The 21,229-nt window shown below is 38.4% G+C and carries 25 protein-coding genes, 1 tRNA gene and 1 pseudogene; 9 read left to right on the top strand and 18 right to left on the bottom strand.

All coding sequences use genetic code 11. From position 1 onward, the window contains the following. Positions 1-218: 218 nt before the first annotated feature. From CA2015_RS08160 to CA2015_RS08145, 4 genes are all read right to left on the bottom strand, one after another. Positions 219-881 carry a peroxiredoxin-like family protein gene (locus tag CA2015_RS08160; RefSeq protein WP_048644426.1) on the bottom strand — a complete coding sequence of 221 codons (663 nt, stop codon included), beginning with the start codon at positions 879-881 and terminating at the stop codon, positions 219-221. Positions 882-949: 68 nt separating this feature from the next. After that, positions 950-2,359, bottom strand: a complete 1,410-nt coding sequence (locus CA2015_RS08155) for an FAD-dependent oxidoreductase (protein WP_048641464.1) — start codon at positions 2,357-2,359, stop codon at positions 950-952. Between the two features lie 11 nt (positions 2,360-2,370). Continuing rightward, positions 2,371-2,817 (bottom strand): DUF417 family protein, encoded by a 447-nt coding sequence (locus CA2015_RS08150; RefSeq protein ID WP_048641463.1) that lies wholly within the window; start codon positions 2,815-2,817, stop codon positions 2,371-2,373. Between the two features lie 71 nt (positions 2,818-2,888). After that, positions 2,889-3,431, bottom strand: coding sequence for a carboxymuconolactone decarboxylase family protein (locus CA2015_RS08145; protein ID WP_048641462.1), 543 nt, complete (start codon positions 3,429-3,431; stop codon positions 2,889-2,891). Positions 3,432-3,726: 295 nt separating this feature from the next. On the opposite strand from CA2015_RS08145, the gene CA2015_RS08140 reads away from it, so the two are divergent. The 3 genes from CA2015_RS08140 to CA2015_RS24815 are packed head-to-tail and all read left to right on the top strand — an operon-like array spanning position 3,727 to position 5,315. After that, positions 3,727-4,119 carry a hypothetical protein gene (locus CA2015_RS08140; protein WP_048640786.1) on the top strand — a complete coding sequence of 131 codons (393 nt, stop codon included), beginning with the start codon at positions 3,727-3,729 and terminating at the stop codon, positions 4,117-4,119. Between the two features lie 2 nt (positions 4,120-4,121). Beyond that, entirely contained in the window at positions 4,122-5,132 is a 1,011-nt protein-coding gene (locus CA2015_RS08135; protein ID WP_048640785.1) for an IS3 family transposase, read from the top strand. A gap of 21 nt (positions 5,133-5,153) precedes the next feature. Beyond that, positions 5,154-5,315: a hypothetical protein gene (locus CA2015_RS24815; RefSeq protein ID WP_157470381.1), complete on the top strand. Its 162-nt coding sequence runs from the start codon at positions 5,154-5,156 to the stop codon at positions 5,313-5,315. A 199-nt stretch (positions 5,316-5,514) separates the two neighbouring features. On the opposite strand, the gene CA2015_RS08130 is transcribed toward CA2015_RS24815, so the two are convergent. The 7 genes from CA2015_RS08130 to aroQ all read right to left on the bottom strand — a co-directional run bounded on the left by CA2015_RS08130 (position 5,515) and on the right by aroQ (position 9,519). After that, entirely contained in the window at positions 5,515-6,045 is a 531-nt protein-coding gene (locus CA2015_RS08130; RefSeq protein WP_048641461.1) for a PRC-barrel domain-containing protein, read from the bottom strand. Between the two features lie 242 nt (positions 6,046-6,287). Further along, a complete protein-coding gene (locus tag CA2015_RS08125; RefSeq protein ID WP_084011698.1) occupies positions 6,288-6,668 on the bottom strand; it encodes an MscL family protein in 381 nt (126 codons plus the stop codon). Positions 6,669-6,855: 187 nt separating this feature from the next. Then, positions 6,856-7,038 (bottom strand): MscL family protein, encoded by a 183-nt coding sequence (locus tag CA2015_RS25115; RefSeq protein ID WP_240477946.1) that lies wholly within the window; start codon positions 7,036-7,038, stop codon positions 6,856-6,858. 15 nt (positions 7,039-7,053) lie between these two features. Next, positions 7,054-7,128: transfer RNA gene (locus tag CA2015_RS08120), tRNA-Pro, on the bottom strand. Positions 7,129-7,436: 308 nt separating this feature from the next. Beyond that, positions 7,437-8,012, bottom strand: coding sequence for a MarC family protein (locus tag CA2015_RS08115; RefSeq protein WP_048641460.1), 576 nt, complete (start codon positions 8,010-8,012; stop codon positions 7,437-7,439). 11 nt (positions 8,013-8,023) lie between these two features. Then, complete coding sequence (locus tag CA2015_RS08110; protein ID WP_048641459.1) at positions 8,024-9,085, bottom strand: aminotransferase class V-fold PLP-dependent enzyme; 1,062 nt, start codon at positions 9,083-9,085, stop codon at positions 8,024-8,026. Further along, positions 9,085-9,519: a type II 3-dehydroquinate dehydratase gene (gene aroQ / locus CA2015_RS08105; RefSeq protein WP_048641458.1), complete on the bottom strand. Its 435-nt coding sequence runs from the start codon at positions 9,517-9,519 to the stop codon at positions 9,085-9,087. The genes CA2015_RS08110 and aroQ overlap by 1 nt, the downstream gene beginning before the upstream one ends. Before the next feature lie 127 nt (positions 9,520-9,646). On the opposite strand from aroQ, the gene xerD reads away from it, so the two are divergent. The 3 genes from xerD (at position 9,647) to CA2015_RS08090 (ending at position 11,786) form a co-directional block, all read left to right on the top strand. After that, positions 9,647-10,549, top strand: coding sequence for a site-specific tyrosine recombinase XerD (xerD, locus tag CA2015_RS08100; RefSeq protein WP_048641457.1), 903 nt, complete (start codon positions 9,647-9,649; stop codon positions 10,547-10,549). A 202-nt stretch (positions 10,550-10,751) separates the two neighbouring features. After that, the gene (locus CA2015_RS08095; RefSeq protein ID WP_048644425.1) at positions 10,752-11,234 is read left to right on the top strand and encodes a hypothetical protein; all 483 of its coding nucleotides are present in this window, start codon (positions 10,752-10,754) and stop codon (positions 11,232-11,234) included. An 87-nt stretch (positions 11,235-11,321) separates the two neighbouring features. Then, entirely contained in the window at positions 11,322-11,786 is a 465-nt protein-coding gene (locus tag CA2015_RS08090) for a MaoC family dehydratase (RefSeq protein ID WP_048641456.1), read from the top strand. 205 nt (positions 11,787-11,991) lie between these two features. On the opposite strand, the gene CA2015_RS08085 is transcribed toward CA2015_RS08090, so the two are convergent. From CA2015_RS08085 to CA2015_RS08070, 5 genes and pseudogenes are all read right to left on the bottom strand, one after another. Further along, positions 11,992-13,575 (bottom strand): outer membrane beta-barrel family protein, encoded by a 1,584-nt coding sequence (locus tag CA2015_RS08085; RefSeq protein ID WP_394332065.1) that lies wholly within the window; start codon positions 13,573-13,575, stop codon positions 11,992-11,994. Positions 13,576-13,755: 180 nt separating this feature from the next. Beyond that, positions 13,756-14,421: pseudogene (locus CA2015_RS25410) on the bottom strand (carboxypeptidase-like regulatory domain-containing protein); the annotation flags it as partial. Between the two features lie 209 nt (positions 14,422-14,630). Then, on the bottom strand, positions 14,631-15,236 hold the full coding sequence (locus CA2015_RS08080) for a superoxide dismutase (RefSeq protein WP_048641455.1): 606 nt from the start codon (positions 15,234-15,236) through the stop codon (positions 14,631-14,633). A 115-nt stretch (positions 15,237-15,351) separates the two neighbouring features. Then, the gene (locus CA2015_RS08075; protein WP_169786472.1) at positions 15,352-15,795 is read right to left on the bottom strand and encodes a nucleoside deaminase; all 444 of its coding nucleotides are present in this window, start codon (positions 15,793-15,795) and stop codon (positions 15,352-15,354) included. A 7-nt stretch (positions 15,796-15,802) separates the two neighbouring features. Then, positions 15,803-16,936, bottom strand: a complete 1,134-nt coding sequence (locus tag CA2015_RS08070) for a hypothetical protein (RefSeq protein ID WP_048641454.1) — start codon at positions 16,934-16,936, stop codon at positions 15,803-15,805. A 313-nt stretch (positions 16,937-17,249) separates the two neighbouring features. Between CA2015_RS08070 and CA2015_RS08065 the strand changes: the two genes are divergently transcribed. Beyond that, complete coding sequence (locus CA2015_RS08065; protein ID WP_048641453.1) at positions 17,250-18,452, top strand: Na/Pi symporter; 1,203 nt, start codon at positions 17,250-17,252, stop codon at positions 18,450-18,452. Here the strand turns inward: CA2015_RS08065 and deoC are convergent. Then, complete coding sequence (deoC, locus tag CA2015_RS08060) at positions 18,415-19,083, bottom strand: deoxyribose-phosphate aldolase (protein WP_048641452.1); 669 nt, start codon at positions 19,081-19,083, stop codon at positions 18,415-18,417. The two genes, CA2015_RS08065 and deoC, sit on opposite strands and share 38 nt — an antisense overlap. 14 nt (positions 19,084-19,097) lie before the next feature. Between deoC and CA2015_RS08055 the strand changes: the two genes are divergently transcribed. Together CA2015_RS08055 and CA2015_RS08050 are read left to right on the top strand one after the other, a co-directional pair. Next, positions 19,098-19,703 carry a methyltransferase family protein gene (locus CA2015_RS08055; protein WP_084011696.1) on the top strand — a complete coding sequence of 202 codons (606 nt, stop codon included), beginning with the start codon at positions 19,098-19,100 and terminating at the stop codon, positions 19,701-19,703. After that, positions 19,700-19,891 (top strand): hypothetical protein, encoded by a 192-nt coding sequence (locus CA2015_RS08050; protein ID WP_048641451.1) that lies wholly within the window; start codon positions 19,700-19,702, stop codon positions 19,889-19,891. The genes CA2015_RS08055 and CA2015_RS08050 overlap by 4 nt, the downstream gene beginning before the upstream one ends. Before the next feature lie 15 nt (positions 19,892-19,906). Here CA2015_RS08050 and CA2015_RS08045 read toward each other — a convergent pair whose 3' ends face one another. Then, positions 19,907-21,205, bottom strand: a complete 1,299-nt coding sequence (locus CA2015_RS08045; RefSeq protein ID WP_240477945.1) for a DUF5690 family protein — start codon at positions 21,203-21,205, stop codon at positions 19,907-19,909. Positions 21,206-21,229 lie beyond the last annotated feature (24 nt).

The raw sequence follows: 21,229 nt of genomic DNA, 5'->3' as shown, positions 1-21,229 counted from the left end.
GTTTGGAGATTTTAGCATAACACCGCTATGGTGAAATTGAAAGCAGCAACGAAGTGGGTGATTTTGAAGCGATTTCAGCACGTAATAGATGGTCTATTGCATATTTCGGGTTAAAATAGGTACAACAGGGGTAGATTTTGTCAGCATTGTTACGGGAAAATGCAACAATACCGACAAAATCAAACACGGGTTTACCTGATCTAGGCCTTAGCACCCGCTTATTTCTTGTTTTTTAAAAAGGCCACCAAGTCTTCTGGATTAGCTCTGTTTCTATAATCCGCGTCCAAAAAGGCATATTCTATAATGCCGTCCTGACCAATAATATAGGTAGCAGCAAGTGGGAGTTCATTTTCTTTATTGCCATTGTAAGCACTGAGACTGAACTTTTGGCCATATATCTTTGCCACTCCTTCGTGAAGTTGAAAGACGATGCCGTACTGTTTCCCCACTCTATTGTCAATGTCACTTAATACTTCAAATGCTAAATTGTTCTTTTCTGAGGTACTTAGTGATTTGTCTGGAAGTTCTGGTGTCAATGCCAGAAGTTGGGCACCAAGTGCTTTGAATACTGGTAAAGTTTGCTGTAAATGATACAAGGTTAGGTTGCAATAAGGACACCAGCCTCCCCGGTACCAGGTAAGAACAACTGGGCCATTTTTTAAGTGATCAGAAAGTTTTACCCTTTCTCCTTTTGCATTGTTCAATACAAAATCCGGAGCCGATTCGCCTACTTGTAGGGCTATTTCAACCAAGCCACTTTCCACAACTTCATCTATGCCTTTTTTATAGGTGATTTTAGTTTCGTCAGTAGCAGTTTCATCGAACTTGTCTTTTTGCTGTTGTAGTTCTTCCTGTAAGGTCACTCTTGCTTGTTCATTCATATTACCCATAGCTTTTAATTCCAATAACTATACACTAGTCGGCTAAAAACGATGCCAAGGATTATAAATTAATTTTTTAGAAACTCTCTCAATCCATAGCTAGCCAAAACTCCCTCGCCAGTAGCAGCAGCTACCTGAGCGATAGCTCCTTCACGGTTGTCTCCTGCGGCAAATATTCCATGGACCGATGTTTTTGCCAAACCTGTGGTGGTTATAAAACCACGTTCATTCATTTCCACCAAACCTTTAAAACTTGCATTGTTGGGTTTTAGGCCCACAAAGATGAAAACGCCATCAGCACTGATCACTTCTTCTTCACCCGTTATCGAATCCCTAACTCTCAAGCCTGCAAATTTTCCATCTTGGTCAATATCCAATGCTAAAGCATCCTTATTGTAATGGGTTTCTACATTGTCAAGTTCAGGCAGTTTATCTATATAGGTTTGCGATGCCTTAAAGGAGGCTCTTCGGTTTATGATTTTTACTTTCTTCGTAAAGCCAGAAAGAAAGATGCCTTCTTCCAAAGCCGAGTTTCCACCACCTACAACAATCACTTCCCTATCTCTGTAGAAAGCGCCATCACAGGTAGCGCAAAAGTGCACACTCACACCTATCAACTCGCTTTCGCCTGGTATGTTGAGCTTCTCGTAAGTAGAACCTGTAGACAGTACCACAGAGCGCCCAAAAAACAAATTTGTTTTGGTCCTCACGTTAAAAAGGTTGTTGACCTTCTCTATGCTTACCACTTCTTCGCCTGTCTTTATGGTTGCACCATATATTCTTGCTTGCTCTTCCATTTTGTCCATTAGGTCAGGACCTGAAATGGAAGTAAAGCCAGGATAATTTTCAATTTTTTCGGTTAAAAAGGCATTTCCACCTACCGTTTTTTTCTCTAGAATTAAAGTACTGAATCGGTCTCTTTGGGCATAAATAGAAGTAGTCAAGCCAGCGGCACCAGCTCCAATGATAATACTATCAAATACCTTAGTAATTTTCTCTTCATCCAATTTGAGGGCAATTCTCAGCGCTTCGTTTTCAGGTTCCACCAAGATGTCCTCATCAATGAGAATGGTTGGAATTTTCCTTTTCCCATTGTTGATTTTTTCAATTATGGGAATGGCCCATTCGTTTTCATCAATATTGATGTATTGAAAGTTAATTTTATTGTCTACCAAAAAGGACTTTGACTTGATACAGTCCGGGCACCAATCGGCACCGTAAAGTATAACCCTTCCCTGTTCGTTTATCCCTAGGATACTGGAAAGTGCTGCATTATCCGGATTGGTATAACTTTTTCCATTGATTATCAAGGTTGGGATTATACGCTTGCCCTTGTTTATTGCCTCTACTTTTTTTGTAGCAGCTTCATCGAGATCCACATCAATAAAAGTGAAGTCAATATTATTTTCGGATAAGAAAGCTTTTGCTCTTCGGCAATCAGGACACCAGTCGGCACCGTAAAGTGTTATCTCGTTCATTGTTGCGTTTTTTATAATTCAGTATCAACTTTAGCCTTTGAATAATTACCCCAAACCATTAATGATACGGCAAGGTAAGGGATGTCTTTGACCAAAAAGAAATCTGTAACTGGAAAGCCATCAACTAATTTCCAAACACCGGGAGTGGTGATAAGGAAGCTAAGGGTGGTAATAAAAATGACAGTGGAACTTATGCCGGCAATTTTTCCTAATTGTGGCCAATACATTGTGCCAAACAATAATGCCCCGATGACAATTTCTGAGAAACCTATAAGGTTTGAAACTGCCTGTAAGGACAAGAGACTATAAAGCCAATTCATGGCGAAGTGATTTTCTACCAATGGCTTTATTAATGCTGCCTCTGTAGGAGTAAACTTAAACAATCCTATCCAAATAAGTATGAGGGCTGTGCCAAATACTCCTATATTATAACCGAGTGTTGAAATTTTGTTTTGCATAATTTGGGTTTAAAAGTAGGTTTTGCAACAATATTCGAAAGGAATACCTATTGCAAAACCCTTGTTGAAATTTATAGTTCTTGAGCTTTTGGGAAATCAATTTCAAAACCTGTAAGGTTATGAAGGTAGTTGCTCATGATTTTGTCACCGATAAGTATGACCACATCTATCAAGTTTGCTACATTGTATCCTGCGGCAAAAAAGGCTTCTTTGACACTTTCTTCTACTTTACCATGGTTACTTACCGTTGCTGCAGTGAATTTTACCAATGCATCAAGCTTTTCATCAAAACTGGCTGAACCACCTCTGATTTCAATAATTTGCTCGTCGGTAAATCCATTCATTTTGCCTAGAGCGGTATGGGCTGACTGGCAGTATCTACATCCATTGATTTGACTAGTAATCAGGTTAACAACTTCTTTCTCTTTGGCTTTTAGCGTTGTTTTTCTGCCTTGAAGGGCCAAGTAATCTGGTAATGCCGTTTCATTTTTGGCATAAAAAGCGTAAAGATTTGGGACAAAGCCAATTTGCTTTCCTAGCTGATCAAAAATAGCTTGGTTGCTTTCAGATACTTCAGATTTTGTCGGTACTTTAAATGCTGCTGTAGTTGTCATAATAATTTTTCGTTTGTTTTTGTTTATTGATTAATTACGATACAAAGATTCAGCATTTACAGCCCTAATGGTTAGGTCAAATTGCCTTGCTACTTGGCAATTTTTCCCATATTAATAAAAAGGTATTTGGAAGGCCTTAAACCCGTATTATGAAATAGGATTTCTCTGTCCTGATTGTCAGGGATGAAGCCTGTCCCGTGTTTACGGGAAGTGTTGCAATCGCAAGAAAATCGGTCGTGTACTGAAATAGGTTGACACAATTTAATTAAAAATTGTAAACCTATAATCGGACAAAATGAGTGAATTACAAAAGTTCTCCGAAGATGCAAGGAGAAAAATCGTTATGGAAGTACTTTCAGGTACTTTAAGCAAAGAACAGGCAAGGCATATTTATGGAATTAAAAGCAAATCCGCTATCTTGGAATGGATGAGGATTTTTGCTGGTCTTGAAAGAAGGCTTCCTAAAGATCCTCTTCCGATTTTAAAAAACATGGCAATAAAAGAGGATTCCAATAGTGAGTTAAAAGCCCGTATAAGGCAACTTGAAGAAGAGCTGAAGCTTAGCCGTTTGAAGGGCAGGGCATACCAGATCATGGTAGATATTGCCAAAGAAGAATATGGGCTAGATCTTGAAAAAAAGTCTGGTGCCAAACAGTTCAAAGACTCAGAGAAGAAGAACCAAAAGTAAGTTTGGCCCAACTTTGTGAATTGTTTGGCAAGAGCAGGCAGGGCTACTATAAAGCTTTAAATTATATTTACCGCGGGGCATTTGAGGAAGAGGTGGTCTTGAGTCTTGTTTTAAAGATCAGAAAGAAGGCCAAAACATCCAGATGGGGGTTGAGAAAGATAAACCCTCTGATTCAGAAAGACCTAATAGGAATGAAAATCAAGATAGGCAGGGATAAACTGTTTGATTTGCTTCGAGTGAACGGGTTATTAGTAACCAAAAGAAAAAGGAAGTTTTTCACTACCCAAAGCCATCATTGGCTTAGGAAGTACCATAACCTGGTAGAAAACATGGTTGTCTACAGGCCCAACCAGTTATGGGTTTCCGATATTACCTACCTTTTACTAAATGGGCAAGTCATGTATCTGTATCTTATTACGGATGCTTATTCCCAGAAAATAGTGGGCTGGAATCTTTCTCTGGATCTGAAGGCTGAATCAGCACTTGAAGCCCTGAAGGTGGCTTTCCAGTCTCAAGAAAACATTAACCATTATTCCCTTGTCCATCATTCGGACCGTGGGGTACAGTACTGCAGTTATGATTACACCGACCTATTGAAAAAGAAGAAAGTTTGGATCAGTATGACGAAGCCCGCTTCACCACATGAAAATGCCATAGCGGAAAGAGTAAATGGAATCCTAAAGGAAGAGTGGCTGGAGGATATTGCAGGAGAAACAAATATCAACCCGAAAAAATACATCATTAAAATTATCAAAATCTATAATGATATGAGACCACACGAGAGTTTAGGAAATCTAACACCTAACCAAGTACATGACGAAGGTTTTACAAGGCATGATACCGAACGCGTTATTGGAAAGAAATATAATTGGAAAAAGAAGACCGAACCTGTCAAGGCCCGGTCTGAAAATAGCAACGCTATCGGACCAAACGACTATTCCTTGGCAAGTTGCTCCTCAGCAGAGCTTGCCTCCGCTTTATCGTGGTACTGTAAGTTAAATGAAACTTCTTAGAAATTAAAACACTTACTATATTTGAAAAACAAAAGTGTCAACCATTTTCAGGACGAGACAATCAGGCTTTTTGAAGCGATTTCAGCACGTAATAGATTGTCTATTGCATATTTCGGGTTAAACATTGGAATGATCAACTCTTATTATAGCCTTTGTGATGTATTTCCGGAAGAGAAACCTTGAGAGGAGAAAAAAATACTCAGGTAGCCATTTTCTTTGGAAGAGTAAACTATGTTGTTGCAAAACGCCTTTAGCAATCAATTTGAAGATAAGGGGCTTGTTGTTGTCAATTAATGAAGCGTTATGGTCAATCCTGTATTTAAAAAATAAGAGCTAACCCATAATATGGATCAGCTCTTAATAACTTTACTTAGATGGGATTTTATATAATGGGGTCTCCTCCTCTATTGGCCTGAGAAGGTCTATCACCCCTTCGGTCTTTTTCTAGAAATCCACTACCGGAGTTTTTATCTTTGATCCTATCTGCACTTACATCTAAAGTGTCTTGATGACGAAAGAAGGTTCTGTTTTCAAAGTCATATCGTCCGTTTAAACTACGGTCTTCTTGGCTATAATAGGTACGCATGGTATGAAGAAACTCTCCTTGTGGTCCAATTGGCCAATTGTCACTATCAAATCCCGGAGCATTTTCCAATGTTTCTTTGGTCTCTCTCACAAATATAGCATCATCATAGGAAGGTTTGAAGCCAAAAGATTCGAAAGGTAGGGCTAAAAGCTTTGAACCAAGGTTCAAAAATCCTTCGTCCACCTTCAAAACTACATAATCAACTTGTGAAGTGCTGGTGTTAAGAACAATGTCTTTTATGGAACCTACAGACTCATCTCTTGCGGTTTTTACTTTACGTGAAATTAAATCCGTTCCTCTCAACTGAAAATCATTTGCATTTTTCATTGTAATAGTTGGTTAAATGAGAAATTCATTTACATGTTATTCTCAAGTTTTATGCCAAAACCACTGTAAATATAAAATACTATTAATTCCATATATAATTATTTTAATTACCAATAGATGATATATAGTAAATATTTAATCAGTTAAATTTTTATTTTAATCAGTTATTTTCTTTCCTAAAATTTTTTACAAAAAAAATTCATAATTCCCAGCATAGTATTTATCCCGAAGGGAATTTTTGTTTAAAAGCTGTAGAAATACGTTTCGGCTATTTTTATTTTCCTAGCAATTTTACCCAGAATTCTTATCGCTTCTCTCTTCCAAAGTTCTACCTGTCTCTCCATCAATACTGTCATTCTGTTTAGCAACTCAATATTTTTAGGTGTAGTTATGGTATTGTTTTTTGGGTCTTCGGCTTTCTTCTTGATGGAGTTCATCAATTTTACTATAAAAAAGATGGTGAATCCAATTATCAAAAAAACCACACTTGCTTCCAGTACTTTACCGTAACCAATTGCGAATTCTTCTGTCGCTATAACTCCACCTGAGATTAACTCCTGCCTCAAAATTAATTTTTTGTTTTCCCAATTTATTCCATTGGTCAAAAATGATAGGGGTGGCAAAAAAAAATCTTATACCCCGGATTATGTAATAGGATTTCTCCGCCCTGACAATGGTCAGGGGTGAAGCCTGTCCCGTGTTTACGGGAAGTGTTGCAATCGCAGGAAAATCAGGCTGTTTGGATATTTTAGCATAGCACCGCTATGGTGAAATTGAAAACAGCAACGAAGTGGCTGATTTTGAAGCAATTTAAGCACGTAATAGATTGTCTATTGCATATTTCGGGTTTACCAAAACGTTTACTACTTTGTTGAAAGCCGCACCTATGATTACACCTATTGCGATGTCAATCATATTTCCCGTCACTGCAAATACCGGAAGATACAGGAGAATTTCAATAAAAATGGCTGGAAAAAACAAAAGCCAGTTCACAATGAACTGGCTTTGTCGGGGTGGCAAGATTCGAACTTGCGACCTCCTCGTCCCAAACGAGGCGCGATGACCGGGCTACGCTACACCCCGTTTATTCCCTTATTGGGAGGACAAAAGTAAATAAAATTTGAGTAAATCAAAAAGGTTTGGCAATTATTTTGAATATTTTTTCAATTTATTTTTCTGCTTAATCTGTGTTTAAACCTGAAATAGCCATTAGAATCCTTTATTTGTGTTGCAATCACAAGAAAATCAGGCAGTTTGGATTTATTTGTAAAATATTGATCAGTTGAGCCTATTTATCTGTTTTGAAAAATCGCAAACAGCAAGGAGGCCGATGATTTTTGAAGCGATTTAAGTAGCAAATAAATTATTTATTGCCCAGATCGAGCTAAATTCTAAGCGGGAAAAAGATTTGTCTTGAATATCTTAATGGCAATTGAAAGCAGAATGATTCCAAATATTCTCCGTAAAATATCTAAGCCTGTCTTCCCTAGTTTTTGCTCTAGAAAATGGGTGCTTTTCAAAACCACATAAATGATGATCAGGTTTAAGACAATTCCTATGGCAATATTTGCCTGCCCATATTCAGCCTTAAGTGTTAAGATGGTGGTGAGGGTGCCGGCACCTGCTATTAATGGAAAGGCTATGGGTACTATAGACGTGCTGGTAGAGCTTGCTTCAGGGTCGGTTTTAAATATTTCAATGCCAAGGATCATCTCTGCCCCTATGGCAAAGATGATCAAGGCACCGGCGATGGCAAAGTCTTCTACATCTATTCCAAAAAGGCTCAGAATAGATTTTCCGACAAGTAGGAAAGTTACCATCAAAACTCCTGCTACTATTGTGGCCTTACCACTTTGGATATGGCCTACCTTTTTTCTAAGATTGATCACTATGGGTATAGATCCTAGAATATCAATCACAGAAAACAAAATCAAAGTAACGGATAATATTTCCTTCAGGTTAAACAAACTATTATAATTTAATAAGCCTTGAGAAAAGTAATTAATTGTTCAAACTCCTGCTCATTCAATGCGGGGAAATTAGCAATTCTGAAGCTAGTTGGTTTTAATGGACCATATCCACTGCCCATTTGCATTCCATTGGCTTCAGCGTCTGCTTTTATGCGTTTAATGAAGCTTTCTTCTCCTCCTACTCCGAGTACGGTTCTACTTCTTGTAGCTGCATTGCTTACAAGGAAATCTAAAGCTTTGGAATTTTCAACGATACTTTCCAATGCCCTCATTCGCACTTCTGTTTTTTTATGAATATCCTTGATGTTTGGCATATCGGTCAATACCCGATTCAACAGAAAAATACCGAGAACATTTGGCGTATAATGTGTTTGGTTGTTGGCCGCATTTTCCAACATGAAATTAAGGCTGTTGTATCTTCCAGTTTCCCCTTTTTCCTTGGCCCTTTCTACGGCCTTTGGAGAGAGTATTAATACACCCAAACCTGCAGGCAGGCCAAAGCATTTTTGTACTGAAGCATACCAGATGTCAGCCAGGCTGAAATCAAGGTAGATCCCAGCCATAGACGATGTGGTGTCTATGGCCAACATTTTGTCAGGATACTTTTTACCTATTGCGGCAATGGTTTCATTGGTAACCTGAGTGGCATTGGCCGTTTCATTTTGTGTGATGGCGATGATATCAAAATCAGACCCAATTTCCAATTCATTGACCGCAATTTCTTTGTTTTTGTCCACTACAAGCGCAGCAGTGCCAGGGTTGATATGCTGAGCAAAGCCGAACCATTTTTTGCCAAATGAGCCGGAATAAATATGATAGGAAGATTTTAAAACCAATGATTGCGTAATGATTTCCCAGTTTTCTGTAGCTGAGGAAGTGAAAAGCAATTTGTAATCAGCTGGAACACCCAACTTTTCCTTGAACAACCTTTCGGTATCTTTGTACAGGTCCATGAAAACCGCACTGCGGTGATTGGCGCTTAAGATTCCTTGTTGAAAGGCTTCTTGAAAATAGTCCGGTAATTTGTCATATACCTTAGATGGACCCGGAGCAAAAGTGAGTAATGCCATTATGCGTTTTCTTTCTTATTGTCGATAAAATAGTTCAATCCAAGCTCGTAGCCTTTTAATCCAAGACCTGCAATCATCCCTACACATTCCTTGGAAATGATGCTTTTGTGTCGGAAAGTCTCTCTTTTGTAAATATTTGAAATATGTATTTCCAAAACAGGGGTATTGATTCCAGCAATGGCATCTGATAGGGCAACAGAAGTATGGGTGTATGCTCCGGCATTCATAAGGATGGCATCGTGTTCAAAACCTACCTCATGAAGCTTGTTAACCAGCTCACCTTCTACATTACTTTGGTAATAGTTCAATTCCAGCTCTGGATACTTCTGAACCAAGGTTTCAAAATAATCTTCAAATGAACGGCTGCCGTAAATCTCCGGCTCGCGCTTACCTAATAAATTTAGATTGGGGCCGTTTATGATCGTGATTTTCAATGTTAGGTGGATTTAATTGACTACTAAACAGGTTCAAAGTTAAGCATTCGGAAAACAACTTAATTGCTTATCCATATGTTTTTAAGAAAACTATTATTTAATAACTGTATTGAGTTAATTTTACTAAATGTCTTGGGATAAAGAAACAAAAGCATTTGGGTATTACCTTAAAATTGAACGCTCACTAAGCGAAAACTCTATTTTGGCTTATGGTCAGGATATTCATAAGCTAGCGGATTTTATGGAGAAAAATTTTCCGGAAATCTCACCCAAGGAAGTGCAGTTGTATCACCTTCGGCAATTTGTCAAAGTATTGGCAGAATTGTCCATTTCGGAGTTTTCTCAAGCGAGAATAATTTCCGGCATCAAGGCATTTTTTAAGTTCATGATGTATGAAGATAAAATAAGTGAAAACCCCTCCCTCTTGCTTGAAGCGCCTAAGCTGACCCGTACCTTACCCGATACTTTAAGCTATTCTGAAATAGAGCAATTGTTTGAAGCGATCCCTTTGGGAGAGCCGGAAGGACATAGAAACAGAGCCATATTGGAAATGCTTTATAGCAGTGGGCTAAGGGTCTCAGAATTGACCAATCTAAAAATTAGTCATTATTACGAAGACATAGGGTTTTTAAGAATTTTGGGAAAAGGAAATAAAGAACGCCTGGTACCCATAGGTAAATCCGCTGCCAAATACTTGGCCATCTACCTAAAGGAAGTTAGGGCGCATCAGGTGATAGCTGCAGGGCACGAAGATTATGTGTTTCTTAACAGGAGAGGAAAAAAACTATCCCGGGTGATGGTCTTTTTAATTATTAAGAAAGCTGTTGAAAAAGCAGGTCTTGGAAAAAAGGTAAGTCCGCATACTTTTAGACACAGCTTTGCTACCCATCTTGTGGAGGGTGGGGCGGATTTGAGGGCTGTGCAGGAAATGCTCGGCCATGAAAGTATCACTACCACAGAAATTTATACTCACCTTGACAGGGACTATTTGAGACAGGTATTGAACGAGTTTCTTCCGGGAAAAGCTTGATTTTAGCCTTTTATCCTGTTGTTAACCGTTATTTGCTGTTATAGAAAGGATGCCTTTCCATGGTTTTCTTTTGAAAAATTATTGTAAAATGAAGATCAAATATTGACTTAATGGTAAAGTGAAAGCCTAGAGATTGCCTTAGGCATGTTTTTTGAATTGAAGGAATTGGTAAAAAATATTGACAATGATTTCAGGTAAAACAATGAAGACCACTTATTTTTTAGGAATGATATTTTGGCTGATGACCTTGCCTATGGAGGTCAATGCTCAGGAAAGGCTCAAGAAATTGATCGGTGAAAGAGAGCGACTTCATCAGGAGTGGCAGGAATCTGAGGGGAAAAAGTCAGGGATTTTTGGCAATAGAACCAAAAAAGACATGACGGTTACCAATGAATGGATGGTGCGTATACTGCAAAAGGACAACCAGATAATTGGTGAATTGGAGTTATTGAAGGATATAGAGACCACTGAAATTGGCCATGAAAAGGAGGATTATAAATTCATTGCTCAAAAAGCGGAAGAAGACATTGTAAAGCTCAAGAGAGCCTTGAAATTAAAAGATGAGAAAATAGAGGAAGGCATAAAGGAGAAACGTACCTATGAATGGACCACTCTTATTTTCTTTATTAGCAGCCTGGTATTGGGTTTTATGTACTCCCGAAAACGAAGGAATCAGGTAAATTAAAAAATTGAACTATTACGGTTTTCTTTAATTTTTGTTTTATTATCCGCGGGGTTTTGATAATTTCATTTTTTAAAACCTAAAACGATTATGAGTAAACTTATTATTAATAGCTTTGAAGATTTCCAAGATTACATAGGAAAAGAATTGGGAGTTTCTGAGTACCATAAAGTAACACAAGACCAAATCAATCTTTTTGCCGATGCCACCATTGATCACCAATGGATTCATACTGATCCTGAAAAAGCAAAGGCTGAAGGTGCATTTGGTGGAACCATAGCACATGGCTACCTGACGCTTTCATTGGTCCCTTTTCTTTGGAATCAGATAGTAGAGGTCAATAACCTCAAGATGATGGTCAATTATGGTATAGAAAATCTTCGATTTGCCAACCCTGTTAAAGTAAACGATGAAATTCGGATGCATGCCACTCTTGCAAATATCAGTGACCTTAGAGGAACCATAAAGACAGAAATGAAGGTAAAGATTGAGATCAAAGGAGAAAGAAAACCTGCTCTTGCCGCTCAATTGATTTTCCTTTATCACTTCCAGTAAATTTTTCCCTTATTTATTTTATAACTAGGTCAAACCCGCTTATTTATATTAAGAATTATACTCTGTGATTTTGATCAACAGCTAGATTTTGTGCTGTTGAAATAGTATTAATAGTTGAGAAACCCAACAATTGGCTAGGTTAAAAATAAAAACAACGCCCATAGGACGCTGTCTTTTCCATTATAAAAAACCTAATCTTTACTTATTAAAGTCTATTTCTTTCTTCCGTGCTTCCGCTTCGCTGGGATACACTAAATTTCTCTCCTTGGGAAAACTTCCAGCGGAGGGTAAAACGAACACTTTGCATGCTACCATATTGTCGGACATCCGTATTGATATTGTAAAAATCGATACCCCCTCTAACTTTCATTGTCCTAAATATATCGGAACCGTTTATTGTTAGGCTTAATTTTTCATCCTTAAAGGTTTTTGTTATCCCGGCATCTAACCAGCTCATCCCATTTATTTTTATCTGGCCATCTTGGAAAGGGCTTCTATATATCCCTACCAATTCTACTTTGAAACCTTTGGGTAAAATAATATTGTGCTGGCTACGAAACATGTATGAAAACTGTTTCACATCTAGTAAGTCTTCACCTATTTGAGATTGGAAAGAATTGCCATTGAATTGCAACATATTGCTTGTGTTGTACCAGTCAGCAAAGGCTACAGGTATGGTTGCTCTTAGCCCTAAATTCTGGGTACGGTCAAGGTTTCGCATTTGGATCAGGGTTGTTCTACTGTCTTCATCCTGAGTTAAAATCTGCCCGAAAGCATTTTCTGTTTGAGAATAAGTCAAGGCAATTTGGTAAGAACCTTTGTAGATGTGGTTCATTTCAAAATTATTCGCATACTGTGGCTTAAGGTTAGGGTTTCCTTCCTCTGTTGTCAATGGATCTATATAGAAGACAAAAGGGTTGAGTTGACGGTAATGTGGTCGGGTAATTCTTCTATTGACATTGTATACAATTTGGTAATTGTCGTTCAATTTGTGCTGCAAGTATACACTTGGGAAAAAATTGATGTACTGTTGCGTATTTACCTGATTGGAAGTTATGGAATTGCCCTCAATGTTTGCATACTCTGCTCTTAAGCCTGTTTGGTACTCAAGCTTTTTGCCAAGCGGGCCTTTGAAAGAAGCGTAGGCTGCCATCACTTTCTCTTTATAGATAAAATGATTGCTATTGCCATCAGGTACAAAGGGACCTTCTTCTTCACTTTTATCAATTTCCAAAAGGTTATCTGATTTTACCCAACTTCCTTTAAGACCTAATTCCAGGGTTTTGTTTTCTCCTATTGGTTTTGTAAAGTCTGTTTTGACAGTATAGATGGAATAAACCATGGCATTGCCAGTTCGCAGTTTGTTTAGCCTTGCCTCTTCTCTTTCTTCATTTTCCCAATAGCTATTGTCCAATAAAATCAGGCTACTTGCATCCATATTGGAATAATCGAAATCTGCAGAAATCTTGGTGCCGAGGGTATCAAGTTTTCCTGTATAATGAAGGTTTCCAAATAATCGAGCATTATCAAAATCGGTGGTATTTAGCGCGTTAATATAATTGATTGCATCATTTTCCGGATTAGTAATGGTGGTGAAGGAATTCCCCTTTTCATCACCATTTTGTGTGGAAGCCTGTATATTGATCCCTACGCTATGTTTTTCATTGATCTGATAGTCTGTTCCACCAGAGAAAAATAAATTTTTGTTGAGCATTTTCATTCTTGCTCTTTGATCAAACTCTGAAAGACCATTTTCCAGTTGGAACCTTCTGAGGAGATCCAACTCCATTAATCTGCCCCAATGGTTGTAATTTAAACTGGCATTTGAAGTCCATTTATTTCTTTTAAAATTCACTGTTCCACCGATAGAGGGCAGGTTGGCACCATTGTATTGGTTGCCCACATGGACGTTTCCATTGATACCATTGTAAGTATTCTTTTTTAATACCAGGTTGATCACTCCAGCAGCTCCTTCTGCATCGTATTTAGCAGGAGGATTATTGATTACTTCTATGCTTTTTATATTGTCTGCAGGCATGGCCCTTAGGAAATTTGCCAAGTCTTCAGCAGACATATAGGTTTGCCTGTCATCTAATAGGACAACCACTCCGGATTTGCCATTCAGGTTAATATTGCCATCGGTATCCACATATACGCCAGGAGATCTTCCTACTACGTCCAAAGCATTATTGCCTTCGGCCATTACGGTGCCTTCTATGTTTACTACTGTTTTGTCAGCCTGGATAAGCACATCAGGTCTTGCTGCTCTAACTTCTACTGCATCTAATGCACCTAACTCCGCATTTAATTTTATTTGGCCGAAATTCCTATCTGAAGTTCCAGTGTAAAAACCCTTACTGACAAAAGATTCGTGCCCAATAGAAGAAACCTTGAGTTGAAGCTCTTTGCTGCTATTGGGGTGAAGTAAAAAGTTTCCCTCCTCATCTGTTATTGTTCCAGTAATTAAATCCTGAGACTGGAGATCAATCAAGACTACATTGGCAAAAGGCAATGGATTGTCTTCGTGGTCGATTACAGCTCCACTTATATTTACCTGAGCGTCTTGGGCTGCGAGATGGCTTAGGCCAAGTAAAAAGAAAAATGAAGTGGTAAAAATTAACTTTGAGAAATACATGATTTTAACTATTGAATTGTTCAGGTCAATCCAAAGGGAAAAAGATGCCAAAGCTAAAAAATAATCGTAATCAGCTGGTAATAAGATATTTGTAAAAACAGCTCTATTTTGAACTGTATCGAAAGTGAACACTATTTGTGTTCAAAATGGACACAAAAAAGCCTCCTATGCTTTACAAAGGAGGCTTTTTATATTATGGTTGCGCTTAATTATTTGGCAGCAGCAAATCTTTTAGCTACTTCATCCCAGTTAACAACATTCCAGAAAGCAGCAATATAATCTGGTCTTCTGTTTTGGTAGTTTAAATAGTATGCATGTTCCCATACATCCAAACCTAAAATTGGTGTACCTTTGGTTTCAGCAACATCCATTACTGGATTGTCCTGATTAGGTGTAGAGCTAACTACCAATTCACCATTGCTTACGCTTAACCAAGCCCATCCAGAACCAAATCTGGTAGCTGCAGCGTTTGCGAATTCTTCTTTAAATTTGTCAAAAGAGCCAAACTTTTTATCAATGGCAGCAGCTAGATCACCGCTAGGTTGTCCACCACCATTAGGAGAAAGAATGGTCCAGAAAAGAGAGTGGTTAAAATGTCCACCTCCATTATTTCTTACACCAGCAGGTGCAGAGGACACATTCTTCATTAAATCTTCTAAGCTTTTTGATTCAAACTCAGTGCCTTTTATAGCATCGTTTAATTTAGTTACATAGGCGTTATGATGTTTGCCATGGTGGATTTCCATAGTTTTTGCATCAATACTCGGTTCCAATGCATTTTTTTCATAAGGTAAGCTGGGAAGTTCAAAAGCCATTTTTTTTCTTTTTTAGGTTAAACATTTAGATTAGTTGATGGTTGTAGGTTCCTATTAAAAACCTAATGTATAAACCATCAAACATAAAAAAAGGTTCTTTTATTCCTTTGAATCTCTAATTTCTTAGATTTTTAAAAAATGTTTGTAATAAATTCTTTGATTCCTCCTGTAAAAGGCCGCTATGCAATTTAGTTTTAGGGTGAATGATGGAGATGTCCGTCTTGGAAAAACCACGCCTTGGATCCGAGGCCCCATAATGCAATTCACCGAGTTGTGCCCAGTACGATGCTCCAGCACACATAATGCAAGGTTCTAGGGTCACGTACAATTTGCATTCAGGGAGGTATTTGGAACCTAGCGCATTGGCCGCTGCAGTTATGGCCAATATCTCTGCATGTGCAGTGACATCAGTAAGTTTTTCAGTTTGGTTGTAAGCTTTGGCAATGATTCTATTTTTAACTACAATTACTGCCCCTACTGGTATTTCTCCCTCCTCAGCAGCTATTTTTGCTTGCTTTAGGGCTTCATTCATCCAATATTCGTCCGAAAACAATTCCAATAGGTTCTTATTTAAAGATGAGGCCAATTACTTCTTTCCTTACCCCTTCATTGATAATCAAAGCCAAGACAAGTGATACGAGTAAGCCTATACCTGCTTTAATGAGGTCATTGGAGGCCATACGGTAGGCCCTTACCAATCTTGCTTTTCTCTTTTTTAGCTTTTTTGATTTTGCCAATGCAATGGAAAGCTCTCTACCTCCAAGTAGTCCTATAAATACCCAAGTGGTACTCATTGGCATTTGGCTGTAGGCTTTGAAGTAAAATAGAATTACAGCATACACCAGATCCACAATTGTTGCCGCCCTGACGTCTGTAACTCTGGTTTTCTCATTAACGATCCCTTGTATTTTGTCCCCTTTCGAATAGAAAAGAACTCCTAGGCCTAAAAATACAAAGCCTGTATAGGTGGAAAATTCCCAAACATTCAATTCCCTTGGAAGAAAGACCGCAATATTGGCGGCATCCTGCATGATCCAAACGGCCCAAAGGCAACCTGATGTAACCCATTGAAGCACATACCAATATTTTCCAGGTTTCCCTTTTAGGTAATTGGTTACAAATTTTTCTAAAACATACCAGACAATAATCGCCAAGATAAAAGCGACAAAATAGCCAATAAAACTTTTTTGCATTACTCCTATGATTGTTCCTGCCTTGTAGGTAAACACATTAAGCAGGAGAAAGGTGGTAGAAACTGGCATCCTCAAACGAGTCATTACCAATAATACAATTGGAGCAGCTATTTGAAGAAATACAAAGCTTTCCGGTGCTTGGTCCAGTCCATCTACACGCAAACGCTGATAACTTACATCACCATCGTAATAGAACCAGCTAAAGGTTACTGTGCCGACGAAAATCAAACCCATAAACAGCCAGAGGTAATACCACTTTTGTTTTTGGTTGGATGCGATAAAGGTACCTATAGTCTGGATACTGTCATTGGCAATTGCTGAATAAGCAGCCAAGGCAAAGCCAAACCACATTGCGGCATAGGTGTAAGGCGTCACGATTCCTGCAATTGTAATCAAAATACAGATTATCAGGAGAAAGGGTTTTTCCTTTTTTGTGAAATCAAAAAGTGAATAGGCCGCTTTAGATAATGCGTCCTGGTTAATGTTTTGATCTTTTAGTTTGGCCATGAGTAGATTTTGGCTTTGAAATACGGGTGCAAATTAACTAAGAAAATTTAAGGATAATGTTACCAAATTGTTAAGTCCCTGATTAAATTAAAGTAAAGTCAGACCCTATAAAATTATTTCAATGTTGCTTCTTTTTCAAAAATATAAATATTTTAGTTCCTATTCGTCTAAAAGGGTGATTTTAATCAATTCTTTATGAGCCAGTTGTTGTTTTTCAATATTAACATAAGTTTTACTTAAAAAGCGTGTAATTCTCTTAAGTCTACCCGTATTTTGCATATATATTCTCTGGATAAACTACAGCCTCGATTGGATGACCAAAATACCTGAAGGTAATGCCTACATAAAAAACTCGATTTTGATAGTTACTATAGTGATAGGGCTATTGATTTTTATGTTTTCTATTGATTTTTTGACTGTTTCTTTAACAAAGCTAAACAATGAGGCGGCCAACGCATTGTTTACCGCAACCAGCAATCCTTTTGTAGGACTTTTTATTGGTTTACTTACTACCGCATTGATTCAATCCAGCTCTACCATTTCAGCGATGGTGGTGGTATTGGTGGCTTCAGGAAATCTGAGCCTTGCACAAGCCGTCCCAGTTATAATGGGAGCAAATATTGGCACTACCTTGACCAGTACCCTTGTAGCTTTTGGCTATATCTTGAAAAAGAAAACCTTTAGAAAAGCACTTTCTGCCGGTGTGCTTCATGATATTTTCAATATCATTACCGTTTTTGTTCTGCTTCCCTTAGAAGTTTATTTTGGAATTTTAAGTCACCTTTCGGCCTGGCTTACCCATTGGTTTATTTGGGAAAAACCCGTAGACCTTGGCTTGGTAGGTTTTAATGGTTTTTTCTTAAGGTCACTTAGTAATGAATTGTATGCTTTTTTGAGCTGGCCTTTGGTTGCATTGGCAGTAGGGATTCTTCTCATGATAGGTTCTATAAAAATTCTTTCTTCCCTTGCTTACAAATCCCTGATCACGCCGAATTTTAAAAAGATAAGGAAACACATTTTCAATTTCCCCTATCGCTCTTTCGTTTATGGGGTTTTCTTTACGGCAGCAGTACAATCCAGTACTGTGACCACCTCCTTAATGGTGACAGCAGTGGCAACAGGTAAAGTAGCTCTTCGAAAAGTATTCCCGTTTATAATGGGCGCAAACCTAGGGACAACCATTACTGCTGTAATTGCAGCTTTGTACAAGACGGAAGCGGCCATTAGTGTGGCCATTGTCCATGTTCTGTTTAATTTGATCGGTAGCTTAATCTTTCTTCCTTTTCCTAAATTGAGAGAATACCCTGTGCGACTTGCCAAAAGTTTTGGAAGGAAAACCGCAAAAAATAAAACAATTGGTTTTGCCTATATCTTATTGACCTTTTTTGTGATTCCATTCTTCCTGATCTATTTTAATCAGTCGGAAGTGGAACAGAAACCACTACAAGGAACAATAGAAAAAAGGGAAGAAGTCGTTTTTATTGAGGATTTTTGTCCATCCAGGCTTCCATTATAAGGTGACCACTACTGCTGCCTATTCGGTCAGCACCAGCATTGATCATTGCCATTGCTTGCTCCAAAGTTTTAATCCCTCCGCTGGCTTTGATTCCTACCTGACTTGGTAATAGCTCCCGCATGCGCTTTATCGTAGCTGTCTGGGCTCCTTCTCCAGCAAATCCAGTAGATGTTTTCACAAAATCTACACCAGCATCTCTGCAATTATCACATGCCAGTGTTAATTCGTCTTCGTTTAAATAAGCCGTTTCTATGATCACTTTTAACAACTTCTCCGAATCATGACATACATTCGCAAGTTGGGCCAATTCTATTTTTGGCCAATTCATTCCGGATTTAAATGCTGAAATGGACCAAACAACGTCCAGTTCGTCTGCTCCATCTGCAATGGCTTGTTTGGTTTCAAAGACTTTTGTTTGGGTCATGGAATAGCCTAGTGGAAAACCCACCACTGTCACTACTTGGATGTCAAGTTCTAATAGAGCCCTGTTTGCTTTTTTTACCCAGAAAGGGGGCACACAAACTCCTCTAAAGGAATATTTCTTAGCCTGTGCCAAGAGCTTGTCAATTGCACGCTCATCTACGGTGGGCTGCAAGGCGGTATGTTCAATATATCGGTTTAAATTTTTCATTAGTCAATCAAAATATGGATATTCGAAACTTTATGGAATATATCATTTTAGCTTTTGGATGGATTGTGTTTTATGCGAGCCATACCTTTCTGGCAAGTCTCAATATAAAAAGAAAATTCAAGCTATGGATGAAAGACAGTTACAAATGGTACAGGCTGATCTATAGTTTGTATGCGACCCTGTTTTTATTGGGTCTATTTGTTTTTGCGGGTATCATTTCTCCCTATTGGCTATTTAATCCCGCCGAGGGCAGTACTTATTTGGGCTTTATGCTGGCTACTTTCGGTACCATTGTAATGGTCAAAAGCATGAAAGGGATTTCTAAGGGAAGATTTATTGGCCTGTATCCTCATGATGATCTGATTGAAAAGGAGGATTTGATTATGGAGGGCTGGTACAAACAGATGCGGCACCCTTTGTATGCCGGTCTGATATTGATTTTTCTAGGTTTTTTCTTTTATGTCCCTAATCTATCTTCTTTGATTCATTTATTGGCTTTGCTGTTCTATTTGCCTTTTGGTATTTATTATGAGGAGAAAAAACTACTTTTAATCTATGGTGAAGCCTATGCCAACTATCAAAAAAATGTTCCACCTCTAATCCCTCGCTTAAAAAAATGAATGAGCTGATCTTCTATAGTATATTGTTGTTCTTTGTCTTGGGTCATTTGGTTTTGGCCAGTTTGTTTTATAGAGCGATTAGTAAAAATAAGGAACTGTCTTTTCAGGAAAAAAATCAATGGCGCTTGAAAGCACTGATTTTTCCTATCGGCTATTGGTTTTTATTTAAAAAACGGACAAGTAAATAAGCCTGATTCGGTTTGTTATTGCTTGCTTTTGTTGGGCAAAGGCTCAATTGCTTGTGCCCCTACAGGTATTGCAATTGGGACAATTGGGGTGTTATTTTTCAATTTTTTGTAGAAATACAAACCATTGATTAGCATTACTACTGCGCAAATTGTCATTACCAGAATTAACCCTTCGGAATAAAAAGAAAACCAACTCATTGCCTCCCAGTCTCCAAATTGTTTGAAAATCAGGATACCACATGAGCCCAAATAACCGAAACTATCTACCAGATACATCAAAAAGCCAACATTGCCAACATATTTGAAAGCGGCCAATAAACGGTCAAATAAAAGGCAATTGAATGGGATATAGGCCATATAGATGCCAGTTCCGGTGGCGACTGTCCAGTAGAAGGGGTTTATCCATCCATATTGAAGAAAGATTGTGGAAACAACCGCCAGTAGCAATCCTGATATAATGATCAAGTGGTAGAGAAAAAGCGCTTTGAAGTTGTTTTTTACTAGGACCAGCAAGCCCATCATTAGAAGCAATACCAAGGTTATGGGGATTTCAGTTTGAGTAAGCAGTTCCGGGGCCAAACCAACTTTTAACTCTTTCCATATTTCGACCACAAAGTTATCCCTTATGTCCCGAAAGGCAGTCAAAGCCATATATACCAATATCAGCAATACGATACCGAAGCTAAAATTTCGAAAGAAGGCCTGCCGTTCGGATTTGTTCATGGATTTCCGCTGTGTTTTCAGTGCAATATCTCCTTCGTTTGGAGCCGGAGTATGGTCTAAAAAAAACACTGCAGTGATCAAGAGAGGGATAAAAAAGGCTCCCGTTACAAAAGGCATCCAATAGGGATCTATCCCCCAATCCACCAACAAATACCTGCCGATTGATTTTACAAATCCTGATGAAAAAACAAAACTGATGGCCAATATACTGCCCATCATTTCGGTAAACCTTCGGCCTTCAAGATAATGAAATACCAAACCCCAGATAAGTCCTAGCGGAAAACCATTTAAGAGAAAACAAAGGATATTATAGGGAGCAGGCAATAAGGCAAAACCAAGTAAGGACAACCAAGCGCAGCCTACTAGGGACAGTATTAGCAAGCCTCGTTTTTTGCCACTTAACTCAGCAATCAGTTTGATACCATAAAATTTACTGGCCATGTAACCGAATGTCTGCATAAGGATCAACCAGACCTTAATGTCTATACCCCACCATTCTTCTCCCATAAAGGTAGCGGCGGCAAAAGGTTTTCGGAAAGCATACATGCTGCTATAAGTCAAAAAAGCCATTATAGCTACAAAAGTACTCATCAATAAAGGATTTGCTGATGAAAG

Origin of the sequence: Cyclobacterium amurskyense (assembly GCF_001050135.1) — a bacterium.
Lineage (GTDB): Bacteria > Bacteroidota > Bacteroidia > Cytophagales > Cyclobacteriaceae > Cyclobacterium > Cyclobacterium amurskyense.
The sequence above is the reverse complement of the archived record's forward strand: the minus strand, read 5'-3'. Positions and strand labels throughout refer to the sequence as shown.

What these genes read in the sequence shown, in the direction of transcription:
- CA2015_RS08160 (WP_048644426.1), bottom strand. Translation starts at nt 881, where the DNA reads ATGAATGAACAAGCAAGAGTGACCTTACAGGAAGAACTACAACAGCAA.
- CA2015_RS08155 (WP_048641464.1), bottom strand. Translation starts at nt 2,359, where the DNA reads ATGAACGAGATAACACTTTACGGTGCCGACTGGTGTCCTGATTGCCGA.
- CA2015_RS08150 (WP_048641463.1), bottom strand. Translation starts at nt 2,817, where the DNA reads ATGCAAAACAAAATTTCAACACTCGGTTATAATATAGGAGTATTTGGC.
- CA2015_RS08145 (WP_048641462.1), bottom strand. Translation starts at nt 3,431, where the DNA reads ATGACAACTACAGCAGCATTTAAAGTACCGACAAAATCTGAAGTATCT.
- CA2015_RS08140 (WP_048640786.1), top strand. Translation starts at nt 3,727, where the DNA reads ATGAGTGAATTACAAAAGTTCTCCGAAGATGCAAGGAGAAAAATCGTT.
- CA2015_RS08130 (WP_048641461.1), bottom strand. Translation starts at nt 6,045, where the DNA reads ATGAAAAATGCAAATGATTTTCAGTTGAGAGGAACGGATTTAATTTCA.
- CA2015_RS08110 (WP_048641459.1), bottom strand. Translation starts at nt 9,085, where the DNA reads ATGGCATTACTCACTTTTGCTCCGGGTCCATCTAAGGTATATGACAAA.
- xerD (WP_048641457.1), top strand. Translation starts at nt 9,647, where the DNA reads ATGTCTTGGGATAAAGAAACAAAAGCATTTGGGTATTACCTTAAAATT.
- CA2015_RS08095 (WP_048644425.1), top strand. Translation starts at nt 10,752, where the DNA reads ATGAAGACCACTTATTTTTTAGGAATGATATTTTGGCTGATGACCTTG.
- CA2015_RS08090 (WP_048641456.1), top strand. Translation starts at nt 11,322, where the DNA reads ATGAGTAAACTTATTATTAATAGCTTTGAAGATTTCCAAGATTACATA.
- CA2015_RS08085 (WP_394332065.1), bottom strand. Translation starts at nt 13,575, where the DNA reads ATGGAGTTGGATCTCCTCAGAAGGTTCCAACTGGAAAATGGTCTTTCA.
- CA2015_RS08080 (WP_048641455.1), bottom strand. Translation starts at nt 15,236, where the DNA reads ATGGCTTTTGAACTTCCCAGCTTACCTTATGAAAAAAATGCATTGGAA.
- CA2015_RS08070 (WP_048641454.1), bottom strand. Translation starts at nt 16,936, where the DNA reads ATGGCCAAACTAAAAGATCAAAACATTAACCAGGACGCATTATCTAAA.
- CA2015_RS08065 (WP_048641453.1), top strand. Translation starts at nt 17,250, where the DNA reads ATGACCAAAATACCTGAAGGTAATGCCTACATAAAAAACTCGATTTTG.
- deoC (WP_048641452.1), bottom strand. Translation starts at nt 19,083, where the DNA reads ATGAAAAATTTAAACCGATATATTGAACATACCGCCTTGCAGCCCACC.
- CA2015_RS08055 (WP_084011696.1), top strand. Translation starts at nt 19,098, where the DNA reads ATGGATATTCGAAACTTTATGGAATATATCATTTTAGCTTTTGGATGG.
- CA2015_RS08050 (WP_048641451.1), top strand. Translation starts at nt 19,700, where the DNA reads ATGAATGAGCTGATCTTCTATAGTATATTGTTGTTCTTTGTCTTGGGT.
- CA2015_RS08045 (WP_240477945.1), bottom strand. Translation starts at nt 21,205, where the DNA reads ATGAGTACTTTTGTAGCTATAATGGCTTTTTTGACTTATAGCAGCATG.